At 68.7% G+C, this 21,979-nt stretch carries 22 protein-coding genes; 15 read left to right on the top strand and 7 right to left on the bottom strand.

Annotated elements, in window-relative coordinates; genetic code table 11:
- Nucleotides 1–193: 193 nt before the first annotated feature.
- Nucleotides 194–1,195 (bottom strand): M64 family metallopeptidase, encoded by a 1,002-nt coding sequence (locus tag AB0M24_RS39660; RefSeq protein ID WP_363778784.1) that lies wholly within the window; start codon nucleotides 1,193–1,195, stop codon nucleotides 194–196.
- A 129-nt stretch (nucleotides 1,196–1,324) separates the two neighbouring features.
- Between AB0M24_RS39660 and AB0M24_RS39655 the strand changes: the two genes are divergently transcribed.
- From AB0M24_RS39655 to AB0M24_RS39640, 4 genes are all read left to right on the top strand, one after another.
- On the top strand, nucleotides 1,325–2,101 hold the full coding sequence (locus tag AB0M24_RS39655) for a cytochrome c biogenesis CcdA family protein (RefSeq protein ID WP_363778782.1): 777 nt from the start codon (nucleotides 1,325–1,327) through the stop codon (nucleotides 2,099–2,101).
- A gap of 41 nt (nucleotides 2,102–2,142) precedes the next feature.
- Nucleotides 2,143–3,618, top strand: a complete 1,476-nt coding sequence (locus AB0M24_RS39650; protein WP_363778796.1) for a cytochrome c biogenesis protein ResB — start codon at nucleotides 2,143–2,145, stop codon at nucleotides 3,616–3,618.
- The gene (gene ccsB, locus AB0M24_RS39645; protein WP_363778780.1) at nucleotides 3,618–4,550 is read left to right on the top strand and encodes a c-type cytochrome biogenesis protein CcsB; all 933 of its coding nucleotides are present in this window, start codon (nucleotides 3,618–3,620) and stop codon (nucleotides 4,548–4,550) included. Before AB0M24_RS39650 ends, ccsB begins: the two co-directional genes overlap by 1 nt.
- 103 nt (nucleotides 4,551–4,653) lie before the next feature.
- Nucleotides 4,654–5,988, top strand: coding sequence for an AAA family ATPase (locus AB0M24_RS39640; protein ID WP_363778778.1), 1,335 nt, complete (start codon nucleotides 4,654–4,656; stop codon nucleotides 5,986–5,988).
- 55 nt (nucleotides 5,989–6,043) lie between these two features.
- On the opposite strand, the gene AB0M24_RS39635 is transcribed toward AB0M24_RS39640, so the two are convergent.
- Together AB0M24_RS39635 and AB0M24_RS39630 are read right to left on the bottom strand one after the other, a co-directional pair.
- The gene (locus tag AB0M24_RS39635; protein WP_086667950.1) at nucleotides 6,044–6,211 is read right to left on the bottom strand and encodes a hypothetical protein; all 168 of its coding nucleotides are present in this window, start codon (nucleotides 6,209–6,211) and stop codon (nucleotides 6,044–6,046) included.
- Nucleotides 6,212–6,268: 57 nt separating this feature from the next.
- Nucleotides 6,269–6,475 (bottom strand): BldC family transcriptional regulator, encoded by a 207-nt coding sequence (locus tag AB0M24_RS39630; RefSeq protein WP_167980329.1) that lies wholly within the window; start codon nucleotides 6,473–6,475, stop codon nucleotides 6,269–6,271.
- A 162-nt stretch (nucleotides 6,476–6,637) separates the two neighbouring features.
- On the opposite strand from AB0M24_RS39630, the gene AB0M24_RS39625 reads away from it, so the two are divergent.
- From AB0M24_RS39625 to AB0M24_RS39585, 9 genes are read left to right on the top strand one after another with little or no spacing between them, the layout of a single operon-like run.
- Nucleotides 6,638–7,102, top strand: a complete 465-nt coding sequence (locus AB0M24_RS39625; RefSeq protein WP_363778775.1) for an Lrp/AsnC family transcriptional regulator — start codon at nucleotides 6,638–6,640, stop codon at nucleotides 7,100–7,102.
- 4 nt (nucleotides 7,103–7,106) lie between these two features.
- Nucleotides 7,107–7,376 carry a DUF4229 domain-containing protein gene (locus tag AB0M24_RS39620; protein WP_363778773.1) on the top strand — a complete coding sequence of 90 codons (270 nt, stop codon included), beginning with the start codon at nucleotides 7,107–7,109 and terminating at the stop codon, nucleotides 7,374–7,376.
- Between the two features lie 26 nt (nucleotides 7,377–7,402).
- Nucleotides 7,403–8,491, top strand: a complete 1,089-nt coding sequence (locus tag AB0M24_RS39615) for a PLP-dependent cysteine synthase family protein (RefSeq protein ID WP_363778771.1) — start codon at nucleotides 7,403–7,405, stop codon at nucleotides 8,489–8,491.
- Between the two features lie 55 nt (nucleotides 8,492–8,546).
- Entirely contained in the window at nucleotides 8,547–8,852 is a 306-nt protein-coding gene (locus AB0M24_RS39610; RefSeq protein ID WP_363778769.1) for a hypothetical protein, read from the top strand.
- Nucleotides 8,849–12,463 carry a hypothetical protein gene (locus tag AB0M24_RS39605; RefSeq protein WP_363778767.1) on the top strand — a complete coding sequence of 1,205 codons (3,615 nt, stop codon included), beginning with the start codon at nucleotides 8,849–8,851 and terminating at the stop codon, nucleotides 12,461–12,463. Before AB0M24_RS39610 ends, AB0M24_RS39605 begins: the two co-directional genes overlap by 4 nt.
- Nucleotides 12,460–12,876 (top strand): hypothetical protein, encoded by a 417-nt coding sequence (locus AB0M24_RS39600; protein ID WP_363778765.1) that lies wholly within the window; start codon nucleotides 12,460–12,462, stop codon nucleotides 12,874–12,876. Before AB0M24_RS39605 ends, AB0M24_RS39600 begins: the two co-directional genes overlap by 4 nt.
- A complete protein-coding gene (locus AB0M24_RS39595) occupies nucleotides 12,873–13,859 on the top strand; it encodes a hypothetical protein (protein ID WP_363778763.1) in 987 nt (328 codons plus the stop codon). The genes AB0M24_RS39600 and AB0M24_RS39595 overlap by 4 nt, the downstream gene beginning before the upstream one ends.
- Entirely contained in the window at nucleotides 13,859–14,308 is a 450-nt protein-coding gene (locus AB0M24_RS39590; RefSeq protein ID WP_363778761.1) for a hypothetical protein, read from the top strand. Before AB0M24_RS39595 ends, AB0M24_RS39590 begins: the two co-directional genes overlap by 1 nt.
- Nucleotides 14,308–14,709 (top strand): hypothetical protein, encoded by a 402-nt coding sequence (locus AB0M24_RS39585; RefSeq protein ID WP_363778759.1) that lies wholly within the window; start codon nucleotides 14,308–14,310, stop codon nucleotides 14,707–14,709. The genes AB0M24_RS39590 and AB0M24_RS39585 overlap by 1 nt, the downstream gene beginning before the upstream one ends.
- A gap of 4 nt (nucleotides 14,710–14,713) precedes the next feature.
- On the opposite strand, the gene AB0M24_RS39580 is transcribed toward AB0M24_RS39585, so the two are convergent.
- The 4 genes from AB0M24_RS39580 to AB0M24_RS39565 form a co-directional block, all read right to left on the bottom strand.
- Complete coding sequence (locus tag AB0M24_RS39580) at nucleotides 14,714–15,586, bottom strand: 1,4-dihydroxy-2-naphthoate polyprenyltransferase (protein ID WP_363778757.1); 873 nt, start codon at nucleotides 15,584–15,586, stop codon at nucleotides 14,714–14,716.
- A 46-nt stretch (nucleotides 15,587–15,632) separates the two neighbouring features.
- Entirely contained in the window at nucleotides 15,633–16,721 is a 1,089-nt protein-coding gene (locus AB0M24_RS39575; protein ID WP_363778755.1) for a hypothetical protein, read from the bottom strand.
- A 75-nt stretch (nucleotides 16,722–16,796) separates the two neighbouring features.
- Nucleotides 16,797–17,828, bottom strand: coding sequence for an o-succinylbenzoate--CoA ligase (gene menE / locus AB0M24_RS39570; protein ID WP_363778753.1), 1,032 nt, complete (start codon nucleotides 17,826–17,828; stop codon nucleotides 16,797–16,799).
- On the bottom strand, nucleotides 17,828–18,730 hold the full coding sequence (locus tag AB0M24_RS39565; protein ID WP_363778751.1) for a 1,4-dihydroxy-2-naphthoyl-CoA synthase: 903 nt from the start codon (nucleotides 18,728–18,730) through the stop codon (nucleotides 17,828–17,830). The genes menE and AB0M24_RS39565 overlap by 1 nt, the downstream gene beginning before the upstream one ends.
- A 71-nt stretch (nucleotides 18,731–18,801) precedes the next feature.
- On the opposite strand from AB0M24_RS39565, the gene menD reads away from it, so the two are divergent.
- Together menD and AB0M24_RS39555 are read left to right on the top strand one after the other, a co-directional pair.
- Nucleotides 18,802–20,373, top strand: a complete 1,572-nt coding sequence (gene menD / locus AB0M24_RS39560; protein WP_363778749.1) for a 2-succinyl-5-enolpyruvyl-6-hydroxy-3-cyclohexene-1-carboxylic-acid synthase — start codon at nucleotides 18,802–18,804, stop codon at nucleotides 20,371–20,373.
- 55 nt (nucleotides 20,374–20,428) lie between these two features.
- Nucleotides 20,429–21,949: a M1 family metallopeptidase gene (locus tag AB0M24_RS39555; protein WP_363778747.1), complete on the top strand. Its 1,521-nt coding sequence runs from the start codon at nucleotides 20,429–20,431 to the stop codon at nucleotides 21,947–21,949.
- The last annotated feature ends 30 nt before the right edge of the window (nucleotides 21,950–21,979 follow it).

Genomic DNA, 21,979 nt, shown 5'->3' with positions numbered 1-21,979 from the left:
TGGGTCAAGTCGACGAAAAGCGTGTCGACTTGACCCAACCCCTCTGGCGCGGCCAACGATCAGCCACGACTCGTGACGGGACCCACCCCACCTGTCGTTTCTTGGCTAAAAGCGGCTCGCCTTCGGCTTCGCTACTGCTCGCCTTCGGCTTCGCTACTGCTCGCCTTCGGCTTCGCTTGAGGCGTGCCGATGCTTAGTTCGCTGGCGGTGCTGCTGCCGGTGTCGTCAGAGACGGGATCTTTGCCTTGAAGGCCTTGACCATGGCGTCCCTGCCGATTGAGTTGAACTGCTTGCCCAGGGTTCGCATGATCGAGTTTGCTGTTGGGCGGTAGAGGCCCGTTTTGTAGTAACGCGCGCCCTCTACTGGGGCGATCACGCCGCCGTCTGGGGACGGCTTGCCCAGGTATTCAGCCCACTTGGCGCCGGTGGGGTCTGCGGTGACGTTGATTTCGCGCGGTTCGCTGCCCGTGTAGTTGAGGTACGGGTAGTCGTACTCGTCGGCCAGGCCGCCGATCGAGTGGCCCAGTTCGTGGATTGCGATTTGGCCTGCTTGGGCGTTGGAGCCCGCTGCGGTGGCCACTGAGCCGCCTGCGCCGCCGTATTTTGAGGTGTTGCCGAGGGCGATCACCTGGTCTGCGGCTGGGGCTAGAGCGGCGTATTCCTTGGCCCTGGTTTCGTTCACGCAGAGGAGGCGTTCGGTGTTCGGGTCGCGACCCTGGCACCAGAAGCCCATGTCCAGGGCCGTGTCCTTGAGGAGGCCCTTGGTCGGGTCGTGGTCCACACCGGACTCGTTCGAGATGACGTTGACCTGCCAGACGTTGAAGTAGGCCTTGTACTCCGCGAAGGGCTCGATCGAGGAGAGTTCGTCCCACTTGGACTTCACGTTGGCGGCGTAGGTCTCCAGGTCTGAGGCGGTGTAGCCGTCGCCTACGAAGACCAGGTCGAAGGAGTTGTTCGGGTCGCCGTTGGTGGCGGTGGCCTTCTGGACCTCGACGACCTCGGCTGCTGCGAGGGTTTTGAAGCCCGTTGTCTTCTGGGCCGGGGCTTTGGGGGTCAGGGCTTGGGTGATGGAGCCGTCCTCGTTGAAGACCTCGCGCCATTCCATCGCCGGGGCAGCGCCGCCGGCCGGTACCTGGGCGAACAGGGCCAGCGCGGTTGCCGTCAGCGCTGGGAGGATCAGCCGGGAACGATGCATGTGCTGACGCTAAGCAACCGTGATGTCACCCACAAGGCGGCAATCGTCGGTACTTCGGAGCAGGTGTGGCGGGTGCAAAAGGTGATGCCGGTGGGCGGGTGATCTGGGCAACTACCTACTCTGAGGTGTGTGAACCCCACCGATCTGGCGATCTCCGGGCCGTTGCTGCTGGCCACCGGGGTTGCTTTGCTCGCTGGCTTCATCTCGTTCGCGTCGCCGTGCGTGGTGCCGTTGGTGCCCGGGTACCTGGCTTATTTGGCTGGGTTGGTCGGGGCTGAGGCGCCTCGGGTTGAGGCGAACGAGCCCGCCAAGCGGGGGCGGATGCGGGTGGCTGGGGCCTCGCTGCTGTTCGTGCTCGGGTTCACGGTCGTGTTCGTGCTGGCCTCGATGACGATCCTCGGGGTGACGGATGCGTTGCTGCTCAACGCTGATCTGTTCCAGCGGATCGGTGGCGTGGTCACGATTCTGATGGGCCTCGTGTTCATCGGGCTGGTGCCGGCGCTGCAGAAGGACGTGCGGTTCCACACCAAGCCCAAGGCCGGGCTTGTTGGCGCGCCGTTGCTCGGGGCCGTGTTCGCGCTCGGGTGGACGCCGTGTCTTGGGCCCACGTTGGCCGGGGTGCTGGCCGTGGCGCGGAGTACCGAGGTCGGGTCGTCGACTGTGCGCGGGGCTGTGTTGGTCCTGGCGTACTGCTTGGGTCTTGGGTTGCCGTTCGTGGTGCTGGCGCTCGGGGCGCGGTGGGCGCTCGGGGTGACCAAGTGGTTGCGCACTCATGCGCGGCAGGTGCAGATCTTCGGTGGCGTGTTGTTGATCCTGGTCGGGATCGCGCTCGTGACCGGGCTCTGGGGTGAGTTCGTCGGGTGGCTGCGCTACTCGTTCGTCGACGTCGTGGAGTTGCCGCTCTAGTGATCGCCTTCCTGCGCAACACGTGGCGCGGCCTCACGTCGATGAGGACCGCGCTGACTCTGCTGTTCCTGCTGGCGCTCGCGGCCATGCCGGGGGCTTTGCTGCCGCAGCTGTCGCTGAACGCGTCCAAGGTCGACCAGTACGTCGCCGAGCACGGCTGGTGGGGCGCGCTGCTGCAGAAGCTCGGGTTCTTCGAGGTTTACGCGACGCCGTGGTTCGCGGCGATTTATCTGTTGTTGTTCACGTCGTTGGTCGGCTGTCTGCTGCCGCGCACGTGGGAGTACTTCAAGCAGATGCGTGCGCGGCCGGTGTTGACGCCGCGCAACCTGTCGCGGATGCCGCATCACGCGCAGGCTGTTCTCGAGGTGACGCCGGACGAGGCGGTCGAGCGGGCGCGGAAGTCGATGCGCGGCTGGCGGATGGACTCCGGTGAGGGGACGGTCAGCGCCGAGCGCGGGTACCTGCGGGAGACCGGGAACCTGGTCTTCCACTTCGCGTTGCTCGGGCTGCTGGTGTCGTTCGCGCTGGGCAAGATGTTCAGCTACGAAGGGCAGGTCATCGTCCAGGCGAACGGTGGCCAGTTCTGCAACGGCGGCATCTTCAACTACGACCAGTTCCGGCCGGGGCTGCGCGTCGACGGCACGGACCTGACGCCGTTCTGCGTGGAGATCGGCAAGTTCTCGGCCGACTACTTGGACAACGGGCAGCCCGTCGGCTACAAGGCCGACATCCGCTACCAGTCCGGCGCGGACCTCGCGGCGAACACCTGGGAGCCGTACACGCTCCAGGTCAACCATCCACTTCGGACGGACGGCGACCGGCTCTACCTGCTGGGCCACGGGTACACGCCGACGTTCACGGTGACGTTCCCCAACGGCGAGAAGCGCACGCAGGGGATTCAGTGGCTGCCGACCGATCAGCTGACGCTGGCGTCGGAAGGTGCGACCAAGTTCGACCCGCCTGGCGTGACGGACGCGGAGAAGCGCCGCAAGGGGCAGATCGCGGTCACCGGGCTGCTGGCGCCGACGCCGTTGCTGCACGGCAGCATCCTGAACTCGAAGTTCCCCGCGCTGAACAACCCGATGGTCGCGGTCGACGTGTACCGCGGCGATCTCGGTGTGGACGACGGCCGCGGCCAGTCGATCTTCTCGATCGACCTGAAGATGGTCGAGCAGGGCCGGTTGCAGAAGGTCGCGCGCAAGAACCTCGCGCTGGGCGAGGAGCTCACGCTCGACGACGGCACCAAGGTGCGGTTCGACTCCGTGAACGACTGGGTGTCGTTGCAGGTCTCGCACGATCCCACGCAGGGGTACGTGCTGGTGTTCGCCATCCTGATCATCCTCGGCCTGGGGGTCTCGCTGACCGTCAAGCGCCGCCGGGTGTGGGTGCGTGCGACCCCTCAGGAAGACGGGCGTACGTTGGTCGAGGTCGGCGGGCTGGCCCGCACTGACCAGGCAGGATACGGCGAGGAGTTCACGCGGCTCGCCCGCGCGGTCTTGAACGAGGAGAAGTCCTGATGCCGGTCAACGAGACACTCGCGACCTACAGCGACTGGCTGTACCGCAGCGCGCTGGGCGTCTACCTCTTCGCGATCTTGCTGTACGCGGTTGAGCAGGCATTCGCCCGTGCCCCGCGTGAGGCGAAGGCGCTGGTCGGAGCGGGTGCTCCGACTCCGGGCCTGATCGAGCCGGAGCCTTCGAGGATCAGGGCAGAGCTGTCCAAGCCGGAGCGCATCGGTCGCATGGGCGCCGCGCTGACGGTGCTCGGCGCGCTGTTGCACCTGGGCTCGCTGGTCATGCGCGGTCTGTCGGCCGGTCGTGCGCCCTGGGGCAACATGTACGAGTACATGTCGCTGCTGTGCCTCGCCGCGGTCGTGACGTGGATCGTGCTGATGGTGAAGTTCCCGATCCGCCGCCTCGGCGCGTTCGTGCTCACGCCGATCCTGGTCCTGCTGTTCCTCGGCGGCACCGTTCTCTACGCCGAGTCCGCGCCCGTCCAGCCGGCGCTGCGGTCGTACTGGCTGGTGATCCACGTCTCGGTGATCTCGATCTCGTCCGGCGTGCTGCTGATCCCCGGTGTGACGTCGATCCTGTACCTGCTCAAGGACAGCAAGGCCGAGCGCTTCCCGAAGCTGCCGTCCGCCGACGTGTTGGACCGGATGTCGTACCGGACGACGGTGCTGGCGTTCCCGCTGTTCACCGCGGGCATCATCTGTGGCGCGATCTGGGCCGAGGCCGCCTGGGGCCGGTTCTGGGGCTGGGACCCCAAGGAGACCGTGGCGTTCGTCTCGTGGGTGGTCTACGCGGCGTATCTGCACGCGCGCGCGACGGCCGGTTGGCGTGGTCGCGGGGCCGCCTGGATCAACGTCGGCGGCTTCGTGCTGAACGTCTTCAACCTGTTCTTCATCAACTTGGTCACTAGCGGGTTGCATTCGTACGCGGGTCTCTAACGAGTTAAGCCCCCAGGTCGATGGAACCGTCGTCGGTTGCGTACCGTCGCAACCTGGGGGTCGGGGAAGGCTCGATCCTCCTTGCTCAGGGAGGGCCACAGCGGTGAATTGGCAACCACCGGGTGAGGAACAGGGCTCCGGCCCGCAGTACGTCGACCCGCAGACGGCCTACCTCGACCCGCAGCAGTCCGGTCCGCAGCACGTCAGCGGTGGTCAATCAGGCCCGTACGACGTGAGTGGCGCTCAGCCGGACCAGTACCAGGCCGACATGTACCAGGTGCCCGGCCACGCGTCCGGCAACTACCAGGTGCCCGGCAACGCGAGCGGCCCCTACCCGGTGCCGGGCTCGCAGTCCGGCGCGTACTCGGTGGACGGCTCCGGCGCGTTCCAGGTGGGTGGCGGCCAGTCGGGTGCACATTCGGTGAGCGGCGGCCAGTCCGGACCTCACAACACCGCTCAGTACGGCCAGTTCGCCGGTGGGCAGTACCCGAACAACTTCCCGCAGCAGCAGTACCGCTCGCAGGCCGAGCAGGTGTCGTCGCAGCAGCTGATCAAGAAGGAGAAGCGGCCGCCGGCTTCGGGCTGGCGCAAGTCGCTGCACAACATGACCGGCGGTGCGGTCAACCTCGGTGAGAGCGCTGCCGACGTCCGCCGCCGTGAGCTGATCGCGCGGATCAACCAGCCGCTGCGCGGGTGCTACAAGATCGCGATGCTGTCCCTCAAGGGCGGCGTCGGCAAGACCACGACGACGACCACGCTGGGCTCGACGTTCTCGTCGCTGCGCGGGGACAGGGTGATCGCGGTCGACGCGAACCCGGACCGCGGCACGCTGGCGTTGAAGATCCCGAGGGAGACCACGGCGACCGTGCGGCACCTGCTGCGCGACGCCTCGCGGATCACCCGGTACAGCGACGTGCGTGCTTACACCTCGCAGTCGCCGGCGCGGCTCGAGGTGCTGGCGTCCGAGCAGGACCCGGCCGTGTCGGAGGCGTTCAGCGAGGACGACTACCGCCGCACGGTGCAGCTGCTGGAGCACTTCTACAACATCGTGCTCACGGACTGCGGCACCGGACTCATGCACTCCGCGATGAAGGGCGTGCTGGACCAGGCGGACCAGCTGGTGCTGGTGTCGTCCGGCTCGGTCGACGGCGCGCAGACGTCCGCGGCGACGCTCGACTGGCTGGAGGCGCACGGCTACCGCGACCTGGTCGCGAAATCCGTCTGCGTGATCAACTCGGTGCGCCCGAAGTCGGGCAAGGTCGACCTCGACAAGCTCGCGGCGCACTTCCAGCAGCGGTGCCGCGCGGTGGTTCGCCTGCCGTTCGACGAGCACCTCGAAGAAGGCGCGGAGATCGCGCTCGACCGGCTCGCACCGGAGACCCGCCTGGCCCTGCTGGAGCTCGGCGCCGTCGTGGCGGACGACTTCCCGAACACCTGACCAGCCGGTGTGGTGACGCGACGAGAGGGGCCCTGAGGTCAGGGCCCCTTTTCGTTCACTCGTCGCGTTTGCGCTGCTCGTCGAGCTTGCGCAGGAACTCCGGGTCGTCGTCAGGTGCGATCACCTTGCGGCCCGGGGTGTACTCCGAATGCTGTGGGGCGAAGGCTCGCCACACCAGCACAGCCACGGTGAGCGCACCGATCACCGCCAGCAGGTAGATCATCTGGTCGCCACCTCCCTTTGCCACGAGATTACCCGCGGCACAGGGATTACTACGGTTTCAGTGGCGGACGGGTTCAGTCGCCTCGGTCGTCAGCTCCGAAAGCAGAGCCTTCACCTCGGTCTCACGGAACCTGCGATGTCCTCCTGGCGTGCGAATCGAACCGATGCGACCTGCGGTGGCCCATCGGGTCACGGTCTTCGGGTCGACCCGGAACAGATTGGCGACTTCCCCAGGCGTCAACAGGCGCTCGGACGCTGTAGTCACTCGTCCTCCTCAGATCAGACGTTCCGGTCTGATCGTGGCATCTGACCCATCAGGTACTCGAACGCTTGTTTTTTGGTAAAGAGGTAGTAAGGGACGACCGGGGCGAACCGGACATCAGGCCGGTACTGGGTGAGCGCAGTCGTGGGGCATAGGGTTACGCGGGTGGATGCTCTTGATCGTCAGATCATCGCCGCACTGCGCGCCAACGGCCGGGCCACCTACGCCGAGCTCGGCAGGCAGGTCGGCCTGTCCGCCTCCGCCGTGCACGAGCGGGTCGGCAAGCTCGAGTCCAGCGGCGTGATCGTCGGGTATCACGCGGTCGTCGACCCCAGCGCGGTCGGCCTGGGCGTGACGGCGCTGATCGGCATCCACCCCACCGACATCGCGGACGACAACGAGGTCGCGGACGCGTTGAGCGAGCTCATCGAGGTGGAGTCCTGCTACCGGGTGGCGGGCGACGAGTCGTTCATCGTCAAGGTCCGGGTGGCCACCGTGGACGACCTGGAGAAGGCTCTCGGACGGCTGCGGCGCATCCACGGCGTCGCCCGCACGCGCACGACCGTGGTGCTCTCCACGCGCTTCGAGGGGCGGCCGAACACCGGCGACGAGGACGGCGTCGTAACCTGAACGGGTGCTCGCTCGAGATGTGACGCTCTACGTCCTCGCCCGCCTCGGTCTCGTCGCGGTCGTGACGGGCGCGCTCCTGCTGTTCAAGGTTCCTTTGCTTCCGGCGCTGGCCGTCGGCGTGGTCGTGGCGCTGCCGGCGTCGTTGTTCCTGTTCAAGGGGCTGCGCGAGCGGGTGGCGGTCGGGTTGAACGAGAAGCAGCAGGCGCGGCAGGCCGAGCGCGACAAGCTGCGCGCCGAGCTGCGTGGTGACGAAGGTCCTCTCACCCAGGCGTAGGACGTCTGCGCGGTTATCGTGCCTGCGTGAGTACCTCTGTTGACCGTGTTTGCAGCCGGACCAGGCACTGGGTGCGCGAAGCCGTCTCGATCATCGAGGCCGACGCGAACCGCAGCGCGGACACCCATCTGCTGCGCTATCCGCTGCCGCTCGACTGGGGCATCGACCTCTACCTCAAGGACGAGTCGACGCACCCCACCGGTTCGCTGAAGCACCGGCTCGCGCGGTCGCTGTTCCTCTACGCGATCTGCAACGGCTGGATCACCGGTGGCACGCCCGTGATCGAGGCGTCGTCCGGGTCGACGGCGGTCTCCGAGGCGTACTTCGCACGGTTGCTGGGGCTGCCGTTCATCGCGGTGATGCCCCGCTCGACGTCGGCGGAGAAGGTCCTGCTGATCGAGCGGCAGGGCGGGAAGTGCCACTTCATCGACGACCCGTCGACGATCTACGACGAGTCGCGGCGGCTGGCGTCCGAGCTCGGCGGCCACTTCATGGACCAGTTCACGCACGCCGAGCGCGCGACGGACTGGCGTGGCAACAACAACATCGCCGAGTCGATCTTCGACCAGATGAAGCTCGAACCCTCGCCGGAGCCGGACTGGATCGTCGTCGGGGCGGGTACGGGCGGCACGTCGGCCACGATCGGCCGGTACATCCACTACCAGAAGCTGAACACGCGCCTGGCCGTCGTCGATCCCGAGTTCTCGGTGTTCTTCGAGGCGTGGCGGGACAGCAGGCCGGAGCTGCTGGGCACGCGCGGCTCGCGGATCGAGGGCATCGGGCGGCCGCGGGTGGAGCCGTCGTTCATCGGTCAGGTGATCGACCGCATGATCAAGGTGCCGGACGCGGCGTCCGTGGCGACGATCCGGTACGTGGAGGACCTGCTCGGGCGGCGCGTCGGTGGCTCGACCGGAACAAATCTCTGGGGTGCGTTCCAGCTCATCGCCGAGATGCGGCAGTCTCGCACGCGCGGGAGCGTGGTGACTTTGTTGTGCGACGGTGGCGAGCGTTACGCGAACACCTACTACGACGACTCATGGGTATCCGCACAAGACATGGATCTCGACCCGTGTCTTGAACGTCTCAACAACTTCCACCGCACGGGGAACTGGTGACGAGAGTCGTGCGTCACAGCGTGACCTGAGCACTTGAGTCCGCAGGGGGGACCCCGTGTCGTCGCTGTTCACCGACGCCGCCGAGCTGCGCGCGTACGCCGAGTATCTGCGCACCGAAGCGCAGGAGTTCGAGACGATCCGCAAGTACGTCCACGCCACGGCGTGCGACAAGGCGGGCTTCACCGGCCTGCTGACGTTGCTGCAGCCGGGCGTGGACATCGTGCGCGCGTTGTTCGACGAGACGCTCGACTTCGGCAAGTCCAAGCTGGAGGGCACGGCGTCCGCGGTGGACTCGACGGCTGAGGTGTACGAGGCCGTCGACCGCGCCCAGATGGCGATCTTCAACGGGTTGCTGAAGTGACCACCTCCTACCGGGACCCGCGCCCGGTCGCCGCGTCCCTGAAGCAGCCCGAGATCGACCGGGCCTCGTTGAACGACGTCCTCGCCGACCAGGGCTGGGGCGTGCAGGCGGTCAACTGGGTGTTCGAGGCCGTGACCGGCGAGTCGCTGGTCGCCACGATCATCACGCCGATCACCGGTGACTGGTCGAAGATCCGGGCCGACGGCGACGCGTGGCGCATGGTCGGCAACGCGATGAACGACGTCTCCTACAACCTGACCGACGCGGTCGGCCAGGTTCGTACTCACTGGGACGGCGACGCCGCGCGCGCCCACGAGAAGTACATCGCTCTCGGGTGGAAGGCCGCGCTGTTCGCGGAGATGGGCGTCACGCAGCTCATCGCGAAGGGCTTCGACACGGTCGCTTCCGGCGCCGAAGCTCTCGGCAAGCAGGCCGCGCGCTTGTTGGACTACCTGGTCAACAAGCTCCTGGAGGCCGCCGCCACCGTCTGGATCCCGGTCGCCGGCTGGATCAAGGCCGCCGAGATGGTCTGGAACGCCTACCAGATCTACCGCCGTGTCATGGACATCATCGACACGGTCCAGAAGCTCATCGCCGACGTGAAGTCGTTGTTCGACGCCGTGGGCCGCGTCTTCTCGGCGATCGGCAAGCTGAAGGACGCCGACACCCTCGCCGAGGCCATGAACGCCACCCAGGAGGTGGCGGAGGCGGGCCGCGACGTCCGCAACGCGGTCAACGACATCCACGACGACATGTCGTCGATCAAGGACTCCGCGACCGAGATCGCGGACCGCGGCCACGACATCGGCTCGAAGGTGCGCGAGGTCTACACCCCGCCAGGTTCCGCTGACGACGGCACCAAGGCAGCCGCCGTGTCCTCGGTGGCTCCCGGCGGTGCTCCCGTCTCGGCCCCGCCCGTCGTGCACGGCGGCCCGGACGCTCCTGCCACGCACGCCGCCGCCACTGCCGGCCCGACGGTGTCCGCTCCGCCCTCGCTCGGCTCGGGTGGCGGCGCTGGCGGTGTGCCCACGGGCGGTTCCGGCGGCGTCCCGACCGGCGGTGTCCCGACCGGTGGCCACAGCGGTTCGGGAGGCGCGCCGACCGGCGGCCACGCGACCCCGCCGCGCCCGGACACCACGCACGCGGCAGGCGCAGCCCCCGCAGCCGCCCCGCCGTCGCACCACCAGACCCCGGTGGGCGGCGCCATGCCCATGGGCGCACCCCCGATGGGAGGCGCAGGCGGCGACTCCACTCGCAGCTCGGGTTCACGGCCTGGTTCCTCCGCGGGCTCAGCCTGGCCCACCACCCCGTCCGGCACTCCGTCCGGCCCAGCCAAGCCGGCGGGCCTCCCGACTCCGCCCGGCCAGGGCCTTCCCACGCCTCCCAGCCACCCGACCCCCGCCACCTCAGGCACCCGCCCCGGAGGCGCAGGCCTGCCCACGGCGCCTTCAGGCACCGGCACGGGGTCCGGCTCGCACGCGGGGGCCGGTACAGGTTCGGGTTCGCACGCGGGGCCCGGTTCGGGTTCGGGTTCGCACGCGGGGCCCGCAGGTCCAGCGGGTTCGCACCCGACGCCAGGCGGTTCCGGCGGCCTGCCCACCCCGCCCAGCCACCCGACTGCCGGCGGCGGCACGGCAACGGCCCCCGCGCCCTCGGGCCACCCGAACTCCGGCGGCCTCCCGTCCCCGCCCGGACATCAGCCTCCGACTTCGGGCGGTGGCTTGCCTTCGCCTCCCGGACACCCGACTCCCAGCTCCGGCGGCGGTCTCCCGTCGCCTCCCGGACACGAAACCCCGAGCAGTGGCGGCGGCTTGCCTTCGCCGCCCAGTCACCCGACTCCCAGCTCCGGTGGCGGCCTTCCATCGCCTCCGGGACACGAAACGCCGAGCAGCGGTGGCTTGCCGTCCCCGCCCGGACATCCGTCTCCGAGTTCAGGCGGCGGTCTTCCGTCGCCCCCGGGACACGAAACGCCGAGCAGTGGCGGTGGCCTGCCCTCGCCTCCTGGACACCCGTCGCCGAGCTCCGGTGGCGGTCTCCCGTCGCCTCCCGGACACGAGAGCCCGAGCAGCGGCAGTGGTGTGCCGTCACACCCGAGCCCCGGCACGGACCACTCCACGCCCAGCGGCTCCGGCGGCACGACGCCGCACGACCAGTCGGGTCCGCGTCCGCACGACACCACTCCCAGCGGGTCGACGGACACCAAGCCGCACGACGCACCGGACAGCACCAAGCCCCACGACACGACGGCCCCGCACGAGCCCGGCACGAAGCCGCACGACTCTGACGGCAAGCCGCACGACACCGATGGCAAGCCGCACGAGCCGGGCACCAAGCCCCACGACACGGACGGCAAGCCGCACGACGCTGACGGCAAGCCGCACGACGGCGAAACCAAGCCGCACGACGGCGAAACCAAGCCGCACGACGGCGAAACCAAGCCGCACGACGGCGAAACCAAGCCGCACGACGGCGAAACCAAGCCCCACGACGCCGACGGCAAGCCACACGACACCGACGGCAAGCCCCACGACTCTGACGGCAAGCCGCACGACGCCGACGGCAAGCCTCACGACGACCAGGACAAGCCCCACGACGGCAAAGAGCACGACACCGACTCGAGCGGTGCCGAAGACTCCAAGCCGCACGACGCCGACGACAAGCCCCACCCCACCGACCCGCACCCCGCAGACCAGCACGACCAGTCCGACCAGCACGACGGCACCCCGGCGGACACCCAGCGCCCCCAAGACGCGGACCAGCCCCCGAACAGCGGCGACAAGCACCTCTCGCCTGCCGGGCACGACCTCACCCCGCAGTACGACAAGGCCGCCATGGCCGCCCAGGGCGACAGCTACCAGAAGCAGCTGGAGCAGATCGAGCCCGACCCGGTGAAGCGCGCGGAGTACGAGGAGCTGAGCAAGAAGCTGTCGACCAACCTGAGCGCGGACGAGGCGCAACGGGTCGCCGACATCCGCAACCAGATCAAGGTCCACGAAGGCGACATCGTCACCAAGGTGCTGAACGACGGCGCCATGAAGACCTACCTGCCGGAGCAGCCGCACACCGACCAGCAGAAGATCGACCGCCAGGAGCAGATGGGCGGCTCGATCGCCAGGGGTCAGGACGTGGCCGGCATCAACACGCCGCAAGGGCTCCGGGACGGCCTCGCGCTCGACGACAAGGGTCAGGGCTGGTCGCCGACCCCGGTGGGCGCCGAGTCCGCCATGCAGTTGCGGTACAAGGCCGACGCCGACAACCTGCCCGCGTCCAACGTGCCGTTCGGCGGCCCGCGCAAGGACGTTCCGGACTGGAACTCGGGTGCCACGCCGACGGCGAACCAGTACCAGACGCCGCAGGAGCAGGCGCACTACGAGGCGTCGCAGAAGCAGATGGCGGCGGCGGGTGGGGCGGCCACGCCGTACACCAACTTCGACCCGTTCACCGGCACCGGTTCTACCGCGGGTGGTGTGCCGGAGTGGCTGGTCAGCGGTGGTACGCCGTTGCCTGACCGCGCCGAGATCTGGCAGGTCAACAAGGACGGTTCCGAACGCCTGCACGCGGTGTACGACTCCGCGCGCGGCTGGGCCGTCGTGCCGGAGAAGAAGCCGTGACCAGCTACCTGAAGGCCATGGCGCGCTGGCAGAACGAGCTCTACTACGCCGGGCCGAACGAGAACGACCAGCTCTGGATCGTCAAGATCGACGGGCAGGAGTACCGCACCCAGGAGGTCTTCGAGCAGTCCAGGGACCGGCAGCTCAAACTGGTGCCGATCAAAGAGCTCGAGGAGTGGTACCGCGAGAAGATGACGGCCAGGTGGAAAGGCGAGCCGTTCAACGTCACCAGCGTCGTCGACGGCAAGGCGCACGCGGGGTACGCGGGCGGTGAGTACGTTTGGGCCGCGCAGCAAGGGCTCGACGGCGACCAGTACAACGGCTACAACGGCACGTTCGACGTCGACGAGCTCGCGGACGTGCGGGTCGACCGCACCGACTACCTGGCGCGGTGGAAGGAGAACCGGGGATGAGCACGCCACAGGCCGTGCGGCACAAGGCGGCCGGCATCGGGCCGGAGACGATCCTGCAGAAGATCGTGCACCCCGCGGTCGCGCAGCTGTACCTGGGCAACGTCGTGGTGCCCGGGAAGTTCGAGCCGCACCGCACCGCCGGGTTCGTGACGCGCGGCCAGGACTTCCCCGACGGCACCTCCGAGCAGTTCGCCGAGGCGTTCGGCGTCGACAAGGTCGCGGAGTGGCCGAAGGGCACGCAGTACCTGCTGCGCTTCTTCGCGCACACCACGGAGATCTTCGAGACCAGCTTCGGCGGCCCGACGCTCGACGGCGCGCGGAAGATGGGCACGACGCGCGTCTACCCGGTGCCGTTCACGGGCACCGGCTTCACGCCGAGCGCGCACCCCATCCCCGAGTACGTCATGGAGCTCACCGAGCTTCCGGCGGGCGCGGAGCTGTGGCGGTTCGAGCCCAACGGCGAGAGCAGGAGCGTCGGCAAGTACATCAACCGCCAGGTCGGCTGGATCCCGACCGGTGACGTCGGGTTCGGGCCGGGAAGGTTCTGGCCGTCCCCGGTGGCGCTGCGCCCGACCGTCCGGCGTGGACTGATCGCCAAGTACCGCGGTCAGGACTTCGACGTCGACTTCGCCGGCAGGCCCGGCACGCTGCTGCTGCACCCGCTGGCCGGGCAGCCCGCGCCGGACGACTTCCCCCAGCTCGACGGCGGCCGGTACCTCGACGTGCTGGACGTGCAGGTGGAGGAGCTCGCGTACCTGCGCAAGCTCTGCACGTACCGCGGCGCCGAGTTCGAGATCCTCGGCATCATGGGCGACAACGCCGTCCTGCACTTCCTCGGCGAGAACTTCGAAACGGCCGAGCAGCTCGGTCTGTCCGAAGTAGACTTCCGGCAGTGGCGCACTCTCGCTGCGCGCAACGAGCTCGCGGACGTCCGCGACGAGATCCGGCCCGTCCAGCGGGGACTTTTCGGGAGCGACAACTGATGACGACCCCCAACGACAGCTGGAAGTCGCCGGAGCTGCGGGCCGCCGAGGCCCAGGTCGACGCGCGCTTCAAGGAGGCGCAGGACCTCGCGGCCAGGCTCAAGGACACGCCGTTGCCGCCTGTTCCGCCGGTCGACTTCAAGGCGATCGCCCAGCAGGTCGAGCGCGCCGCGCAGGAGAAGGACGCGCCGGAACAGCTGAAAGCCCTGAAGCGCAAGGTGGACGCGGGCGAGTTCTCGTGGGAGGACGTCGTCTCCGGCAAGGCCGCGCAGGATCCCGACGTGCAGGCCATGCAGCAGGAGAACGTCAAGAAGATGCAGCAGGCGTTCCAGATGCTGCAGGAGGGCATGTCGGTCGACGAGATCATGAACGCGCAGGGCCCGCGCAGAGACAGGGGTGACGACGGCGACGAGAACGACCCCGACATCTTCGCGGAGGACAAGTGGTGATGACAGCCTGGCGGACACCGGACATCACCGCCGCCGAGGACTTCCTGACGGGCGCGGTCGCCGACGTGGACCGCGCCATGCGGTCCGCGCAGCAGAACCTGAAGGGCAAGGAACCGTCCACTGAGGACGTTCGCAGGGTCATGCAGTTCGCGAAGTCGAGCGACGCGTCACCGGCGATGCGGCAGCTGGCCGACCGCATCGCCCGCGGTGCCGGCCTGAGCTGGCGTCAGGTCCTCACGGGCGAGGCGGGTCACGATCCCCTTGTGCGCCAGGCACTCGAGGCCGACCGGGCCAAGCTCGACGAGCTGATCAAGGGCGAGACGGCCCCTCCGCCGCCTCCGCGCAGGCCCGCGCGCACCGAGGACGACGAGCCCACGCAGTTCACCGAGGACGCCTGGTAAAACGTCAGTCGAGCACCAGCCCGACGCTGACCAGCACGGCCCACGCGAGCATCGCGATCCCGGTGAACTGCAGCACCGGGATCAGGTCGCGGCCACCACGCCCGGCCGCGACGCGGCGCACCGCGGGCAGCAACACCGGCGCCGCGAGGAACCCGAGCAACGCGTACGGCACCCGCACGGTCATCCCCAGCGCGATCAGGAACGGCACCGCCACCAGCGCCAGGTACAGCCTGCGGGTGTCCTTGTCGCCGAGCACGACGGCCAGGGTTCGCTTGCCCGACACGGCATCCGTCGGGATGTCGCGCAGGTTGTTCGCCACCAGCACGGCCGCCGAGATCGACCCCATCGCGATCGACGAGCCGATGCCGATCCCGGTGATCTCGCCGGTCTGCACGTACAGCGTGCCCAGCACCGCGGCCGGTCCGAAGAACAGGAACACCGCGATCTCGCCGAGCCCCGCGTAGCCGTACGGACGCTTGCCGCCGGTGTAGAACCACGCTCCGGCAATGCACACCGCGCCGAACGCGAGCAGCCACCAGTGCCCGGACAGCGCCACCAGCACGATGCCCGCCAGAGCGCCTACCCCGAGCGAGATGAACGCCGCCAGCCGGACCTTCGCCGGTTCCGCGGCACCGGACCCGGTGAGGCGGAACGGCCCCACCCGGTTGTCGTCGGTGCCGCGGATGCCGTCGGAGTAGTCGTTGGCGTAGTTCACGCCGATCTGCAGCGCGATCGAGACCACCAACGCCAGCACTGTGGAGAGCACGCTGAACTCGTCGATGTGGTGCGCCGCCGCCGCGCCGACGATCACCGGTGCGATCGAGTTCGGCAGCGTGCGAGGGCGGGTCCCCTGGATCCACTGGACGACTGAGGCCATGCCCCCATCCTCCGCTATGGCTACTGAGGACCCGCCAACGGGCCTATCAGCAGTTCGTCGCCCCGGACACGCCCGCCACGTACGCCTTCGCGATGTGCTTGCCGGACGCGATGCGGTACCAGATGTTCGACGTGCCCTGCGTGCCGGAGACCGACTCGCCCGTCAGCTGGCAGGTGACCCTGACCTGGGCGTAGTTCGCGGCCAGACCCACCTGCGCCGTCGAGGAGTTCGCGCCGGTGCGGACGTTCACCGTGCCGTTCGCCGCGGACGTGCGGACCGTCCCGACAGGACCGGAGCCGGTCCACAGGTACGTCACCGTCACCCAGGAGTTGGTGGTCAGCTTCAGGCCGTCCCAGAACGTGCCGTCAGCCAGGTCGATGCCGGCCGGGTTCGCGACCTCACGGCCGTACTGGTCCTTGCCGCCGTTGTAGTTGTTCTCGTACGCGGCCTGCGCCTCGGGCTTGCCCTGCGGCAGGTCCTTCCACATCTCGCGCGTGGAGGACGGGTTCCAGTAGTCGTCCTTGGTGTTCCACGGGCCGACGTCCCACACCGGAGCCCACTCGCAACGACCGTTCGACGCGCACACCTGCACGCTGTAGCTGCCGGAGTTGTTGGGCGCCAAGCCACGCCGCGACGGCAGCGCGACGAAGTGGTCGCGCGAACGGATCGTGTGCCCGTTGGCCGTGGTGCCGCCGACGAGACCCTCACGCGTCGCGTAGACCCGGTACGCACGTCCAGCAGCCGCAATGGAAACGTCTTCCGAAGCAGCAGGAGCCTGAGACGCCGTCAGCTTCACGCGCTCCGCCTTGCCACTGCTCAGAACCACGCGCGTCTGGATGGTGTCCGTGGTCACCGGCAACGTCGCCGGCGCCTCCAGCCACTCGGTCCACTGGCCGTCCGGACGCAGACCGCGCACGTCGACGACACCATCACCGGTCACCGCCGCCGTGACCTTGTTGGCGGGCTCAGCGAGTCTGTGCGGTTCCAGCTCGATCAGGCCCGTCCGCGGAGAACCGCCCCACGACACGAGCTTGTAGTTGAGGTCGGCGGACCACTCGTTTCCGGCTGCCTGGGCAGGGGACGCCAGTCCGACGACCAAGGTGGCGCCGACGACCAGCGGTAACAGGTAGCGCATGAGAAACCCCCATCGCTAGCGCACGCGGCTGGGTCCGCGCGCTTCGCGGGGAGAGTTGTCCTCAGCGGTAAAGGTTCACCTAAAAGAGTCGAGTACTGCGGTTCTGTCGACTTTGCCCGGTCCGCGCAACGGCAGCTCGTGCACGAACCGCACCAGCTTCGGCACCGCCGCCCGCCCCACAGCCTCCAACACCGCCGCTTTCAACGAGTCCACCGACGGCTCGTCCCCGCGCACCACCACGTCCGCCGCGACGACCTGGCCCCACTCGTCGTCCGGCACCCCGACGACACACGCCTCCAGCACGCCCTCAACGGTCGCCAGAGCCCGTTCGACCAGGATCGGCGGCACCTTCTCGCCACCGGTGACGATCACGTCGTCGGCGCGGCCCAGCACCTCCAGCCGCCCGTCGCGCAGCCGGCCGAGATCGCCGGTGCGGAACCACTCGCCGAACGGTTCCGCGCTGCCCCGATAGCCCAGCGCCAGCACGGGTCCGCTGATCTCGATCACGTCGTCCGTGCGCAGCGAGACGTCCCGCAGCGGCTCACCGTCGTACACACACCCGCCGGCCGTCTCGCTCATGCCGTACGTCGTGACGACCTGCACGCCGAGCGAGCGCGCCTGTTGCAGGAGCTTCGGCGGGGTGGCGGCCCCGCCGATCAGCACGCCGTCGAACTGCCGCAGCGCCGCGAGCCCCGGCCCCTCGCCCACGACGAGCCGGGACAGCTGCGTCGGCACCAGCGCCGTGTAGTGGCGTCCCGGCTGGGCCAGCACCGGCCGGGCGGCCTGCGCGAAACCCATGGCGCGGAAGCCTTTCGACATGTCCAGCGCGCCGGGGGTGGTGCCCGCGACGATCGACCGCACGAGCACCTGGACCCCGGCGATGTGGCTGGTGGGCAACGCCAGCAGCCACGTGCCGGGCCCGCCGAGCCGTTCGTGCGTGGCCTCCGCCGACGTGGTGAGCGCCTGCGAGGAGAGCAGCACCGTCTTCGGCTCGCCCGTCGACCCGGACGTGGGCACGCCGAGCACGGCCCGCTTCTCCCAGCCGGCGAGCGGGCCGTCGACCAGTGGTTCTCCGCCGTTCAGCGCGGCGCGCAGGTCGTCGAGCATCAGAAGTAGTACGGGTAGTTCGACCAGTCGGGGTCGCGCTTCTCCAGGAACGCGTCACGGCCCTCGACGGCCTCGTCGGTCATGTACGCGAGCCGGGTCGTCTCACCGGCGAACAGCTGCTGTCCCACCAGACCGTCATCGATCAGGTTGAACGCGTACTTGAGCATCCGCTGGGCCGTGGGCGACTTGCCGTTGATCTCGCGGGCCCACTCGAGCGCCGTGGTCTCCAGCTCGGCGTGCGGCACGACGGCGTTGACCGCGCCCATCTCGTGCATCTCCTGGGCGGAGTACGTGCGGCCGAGGAAGAAGATCTCGCGCGCGAACTTCTGGCCGACCTGCCGCGCCAGGTACGCCGAGCCGTAGCCGCCGTCGAACGAGCCGACGTCCGCGTCGGTCTGCTTGAACTTGGCGTGCTCCGCGCTCGCGAGCGTGAGATCGCACACCACGTGCAGGCTGTGGCCACCGCCGGCGGCCCAGCCGGGCACGACCGCGATGACGACCTTGGGCATGAACCTGATCAGGCGCTGGCACTCCAGGATGTGCAGCCGCCCCGCCCGCGCCGGGTCGACCGTGTCAGCCGTCTCACCGGAGGCGTACTGGTAGCCGCTGCGCCCGCGAATCCGCTGGTCACCGCCACTGCAGAAGGCCCAGACGCCGTCTTTGGGCGCCGGCCCGTTGCCGGTCAGCAGCACGCAGCCCACGTCCGACGACATCCGCGCGTGGTCGAGCGCCCGGTACAGCTCGTCCACGGTGTGCGGCCGGAACGCGTTGCGGACCTCCGGCCGGTTGAACGCGATGCGGACCGTGCCCTGGTCGAGCGCGCGGTGGTAGGTGATGTCGGTGAAGTCGAAGCCCTCAATCGGCTTCCACAGCGACGGGTCGAAGAGCTCCTGATCTGCCACGGACGAGACTCTAAGCCTCAACTGCTGAGACCAGCGGGCGGCCTCTCAGGCGACCCGGTGACAATTGAGGGATGAACCCGTCCACGACGCAGGCGAGAGTGATCGTCGACGAACTGGTGCGCAACGGCGTGCGTCACGTCGTGCTGTGCCCTGGTTCGCGCAACGCCCCGCTGTCGTTCGCGCTGCACCAGGCCGAGCAAAAAGGCCTGCTCACGGTGCACGTGCGCATCGACGAGCGCAGCGGCGGATTCCTCGCGCTGGGCCTCGCGAAGACGGGTGCGCCCGCGGTGGTGACGTGCACCAGCGGCACGGCGGTCGCGAACCTGCACCCGGCCGTCGTCGAGGCGCAGCTGACGAATGTCCCGTTGATCGCGCTGACGGCCGATCGCCCGGTCGACCTGTACCGCGCCGGCGCCAGCCAGACGATCAACCAGCACGACGTGCTCGGCATCCAGACGCTGCACCTACCTGAGGGGGTCGACGAGCCCACCACGCGGTCGCTGATCTGCCGCGCGATCGCGACGGACGGCCCGACGCACGTCAACGTGCCGTTCCGGCCGCCGCTGACCCCGGACGACGACGAGTGGCCGACCTCCGACCGGACTCCGTGGACCGCGACGGACCGCACGTTCACGGTCGAGACCAGACCGTCGGAACTGCCGCCCCGCACGCTGGTGCTGCTCGGTGACGACCGTCCGGAGCGGCTGCTCAAGGCCTCGCGGCTCGGCTGGCCGGTGATCGCCGAGCCGACCGCTCCTGGTGGCCTGCGGCACGGGTCGTTGCTGCTCAACGCGGGCCTGCCGGAGCACCTCAAGCCGGACGCGGTGCTGGTCGTGGGCCGGGTGACTCTCTCTCGCGGTCAGCAGGCGGTGCTGAAGTCGGTGCCGATCGTGCACGCCGTCGGCGACCAGGCGCAGTGGCCGGACACGCAGTTCACCGCGTCGCGTGCCTCGACGTGGCTGCCCGAGCCCGCCGACCACGACGGGGAGTGGCTGCAGGCGTGGCAGAGCGCGGTGAAGAACGTCAGCGTCGCCGTGGACGACCTGCTGGACGCCGAACCGTGGCCCACCGGTCTGCACGTCGCGCGTGATCTCACCCAGGCGGTGCCGTCGGGGTCGTTGGTGTTCGTCGGGTCGTCGAACCCGATCCGCGACGTGGACTACGCGGGCGAGCGCCGTCCGGACATCACGATCCACGCGAACCGGGGTGCCGCCGGCATCGATGGCAGCGTTTCCACGGCGATCGGGCTGGCTGTCGTTCACGACGGCCCGGCATACGCGCTGATGGGCGACCTGACGTTCCTGCACGACAGCAACGGCCTGCTGGCCGACCGCCGTCCGGACCTCACGATCGTCGTCCTCAACGACGACGGCGGCGGGATCTTTTCGTTGCTGGAACAGGGAGCTCCGGAGCACGGTCAAAGTTTCGAAAGGATATTCGGCACTCCGCACGGGACGGATATGGCCGCTTTGTGCGCGGGCTACCGAATTCCGCACTCCACAGTGGACGGCCAGGAGGAGTTCCGTAGCGCACTTGCGCGACCAAAAGGCCTCCAAGTGGTGGAAGTGCAGGCAAAAAGAGGCGAACTGCGTTCGCTGCACCAACGTCTCAAGTCGACTGTGTCAAACATTTTCAGCAGGTAGGAAACCTACGTAAGTCGGTGGTTCACACCTCAAAAGTGTGGATAGCGTCCCGCGCATGTCGATCAGATCCAAGGCGACGGCCGCGGTCGCGGCCACGGCCGCAATGACGCTCTTCGCGGGGACGGCGCTGGCGGCGTCTCCGGGTGCACCCGGTGCGGGCGACCCGTACTACCCGTTTTACGGCAACGGCGGGTACGACGTCTCCCACTACGACATCAGGCTCAACTACAACCCGACCGGCGACCAGCTGTCGGGCACCACGACGATCCTCGCCAAGGCCACCGAGGACCTCACGCAGTTCAACCTGGACTTCCTGCTCAAGGTGAAGTCGGTCCGGGTGAACAACAGGCCGACCTCGTTCGTGTCCGACGACGGCGAGCTGACCCTCACCCCGCCCGGCGGCGTGCGCAAGGGCCAGGACCTGACGATCGTCGTCACCTACGCCGACTCGCCGTCCACGGTGAAGGATCGCAACGGCTTCACGGCGTGGACCAAGACTCCCGACGGCGCCCTGGCCATCGGTGAGCCGGAGATCGCCTCCTGGTGGTTCCCGTCCAACGACCACCCGACCGACAAGGCCACCTTCGACGTCAACGTCGCCGTCCCGAACGGCGTCGAGGCGATCTCGAACGGCACCTTCGTCGGCCAGACCCGCCAGATCAACGGCTGGACGCGCTGGAACTGGCGCAGCACCAAGCCGCAGGCGACGTACCTGACGTTCCTGACGATCGGCCAGTTCGAGGTCCGCCAGTCGACCACGCCGTCGGGCCAGCCGTACGTCAACGCCTACTCGGAGCGTCTCGGCGAGAACGCCGACGCCGCCAAGGCCAGCATCGAGCGCACGCCCGAGGTCATCGACTTCCTCGCGCAGAACGTGGGCCCGTACCCGTTCGAGGCACAGGGTGGCGTCGTCACCCCGAACTTGGGCTACGCGCTGGAGAACCAGACCCGCCCGGTCTACGACACGGCGTTCTTCCGCCGCGGCGCCAACACCTACGTCGTCGCGCACGAGCTCGGCCACCAGTGGTTCGGCGACTCGACGTCGGTCCACCACTGGCGCGACATCTGGCTGAACGAGGGCTTCGCGTCCTACATGGAGTTCCTCTGGTCCGAGCACATCGGTGAGGGCACGGCCCAGGAGAACGCCGACTTCACCTACGACTCGTACCCGGCCGACAGCCCGTTCTGGGACGTCCTGCCCGGCGACCCCGGCGCCGACAAGGTGTTCGACGGGGCCGTGTACGACCGCGGTGCCCTGGCCGTGCACGCCCTGCGCGTGGCCGTGGGTGACGAGAAGTTCTTCGAGATCCTGAAGACGTGGACCGCGGAGAAGAAGTACTCCGACGCGACCGTCGAGGAGTTCATCGCGGTGGCGGAGCGCGTGTCCGGCCAGCAGCTGGACCAGGTGTTCCAGACGTGGCTGTTCACCAAGGGCAAGCCGGCCGAGGCCCCCGGTCGCGCCTCGGACGTCGCGGCCAGGTCGCTGTCGGTGTCGTCGGCTCCCGCCAAGGCGGCTGAGCCGAAGTCGCGCGCCAAGATCGCTCTGACGCACGAGCTGCTGGACGCGCACAAGTAATTCGGTGGTTCCCGACGCCGGCGGCGAGCA

Source organism: Lentzea sp. NPDC051838 (assembly GCF_040681245.1).
In the GTDB taxonomy this organism is placed as follows: Bacteria; Actinomycetota; Actinomycetes; order Mycobacteriales; family Pseudonocardiaceae; genus Lentzea.
This window is presented reverse-complemented; position numbering and strand designations above follow the sequence as displayed.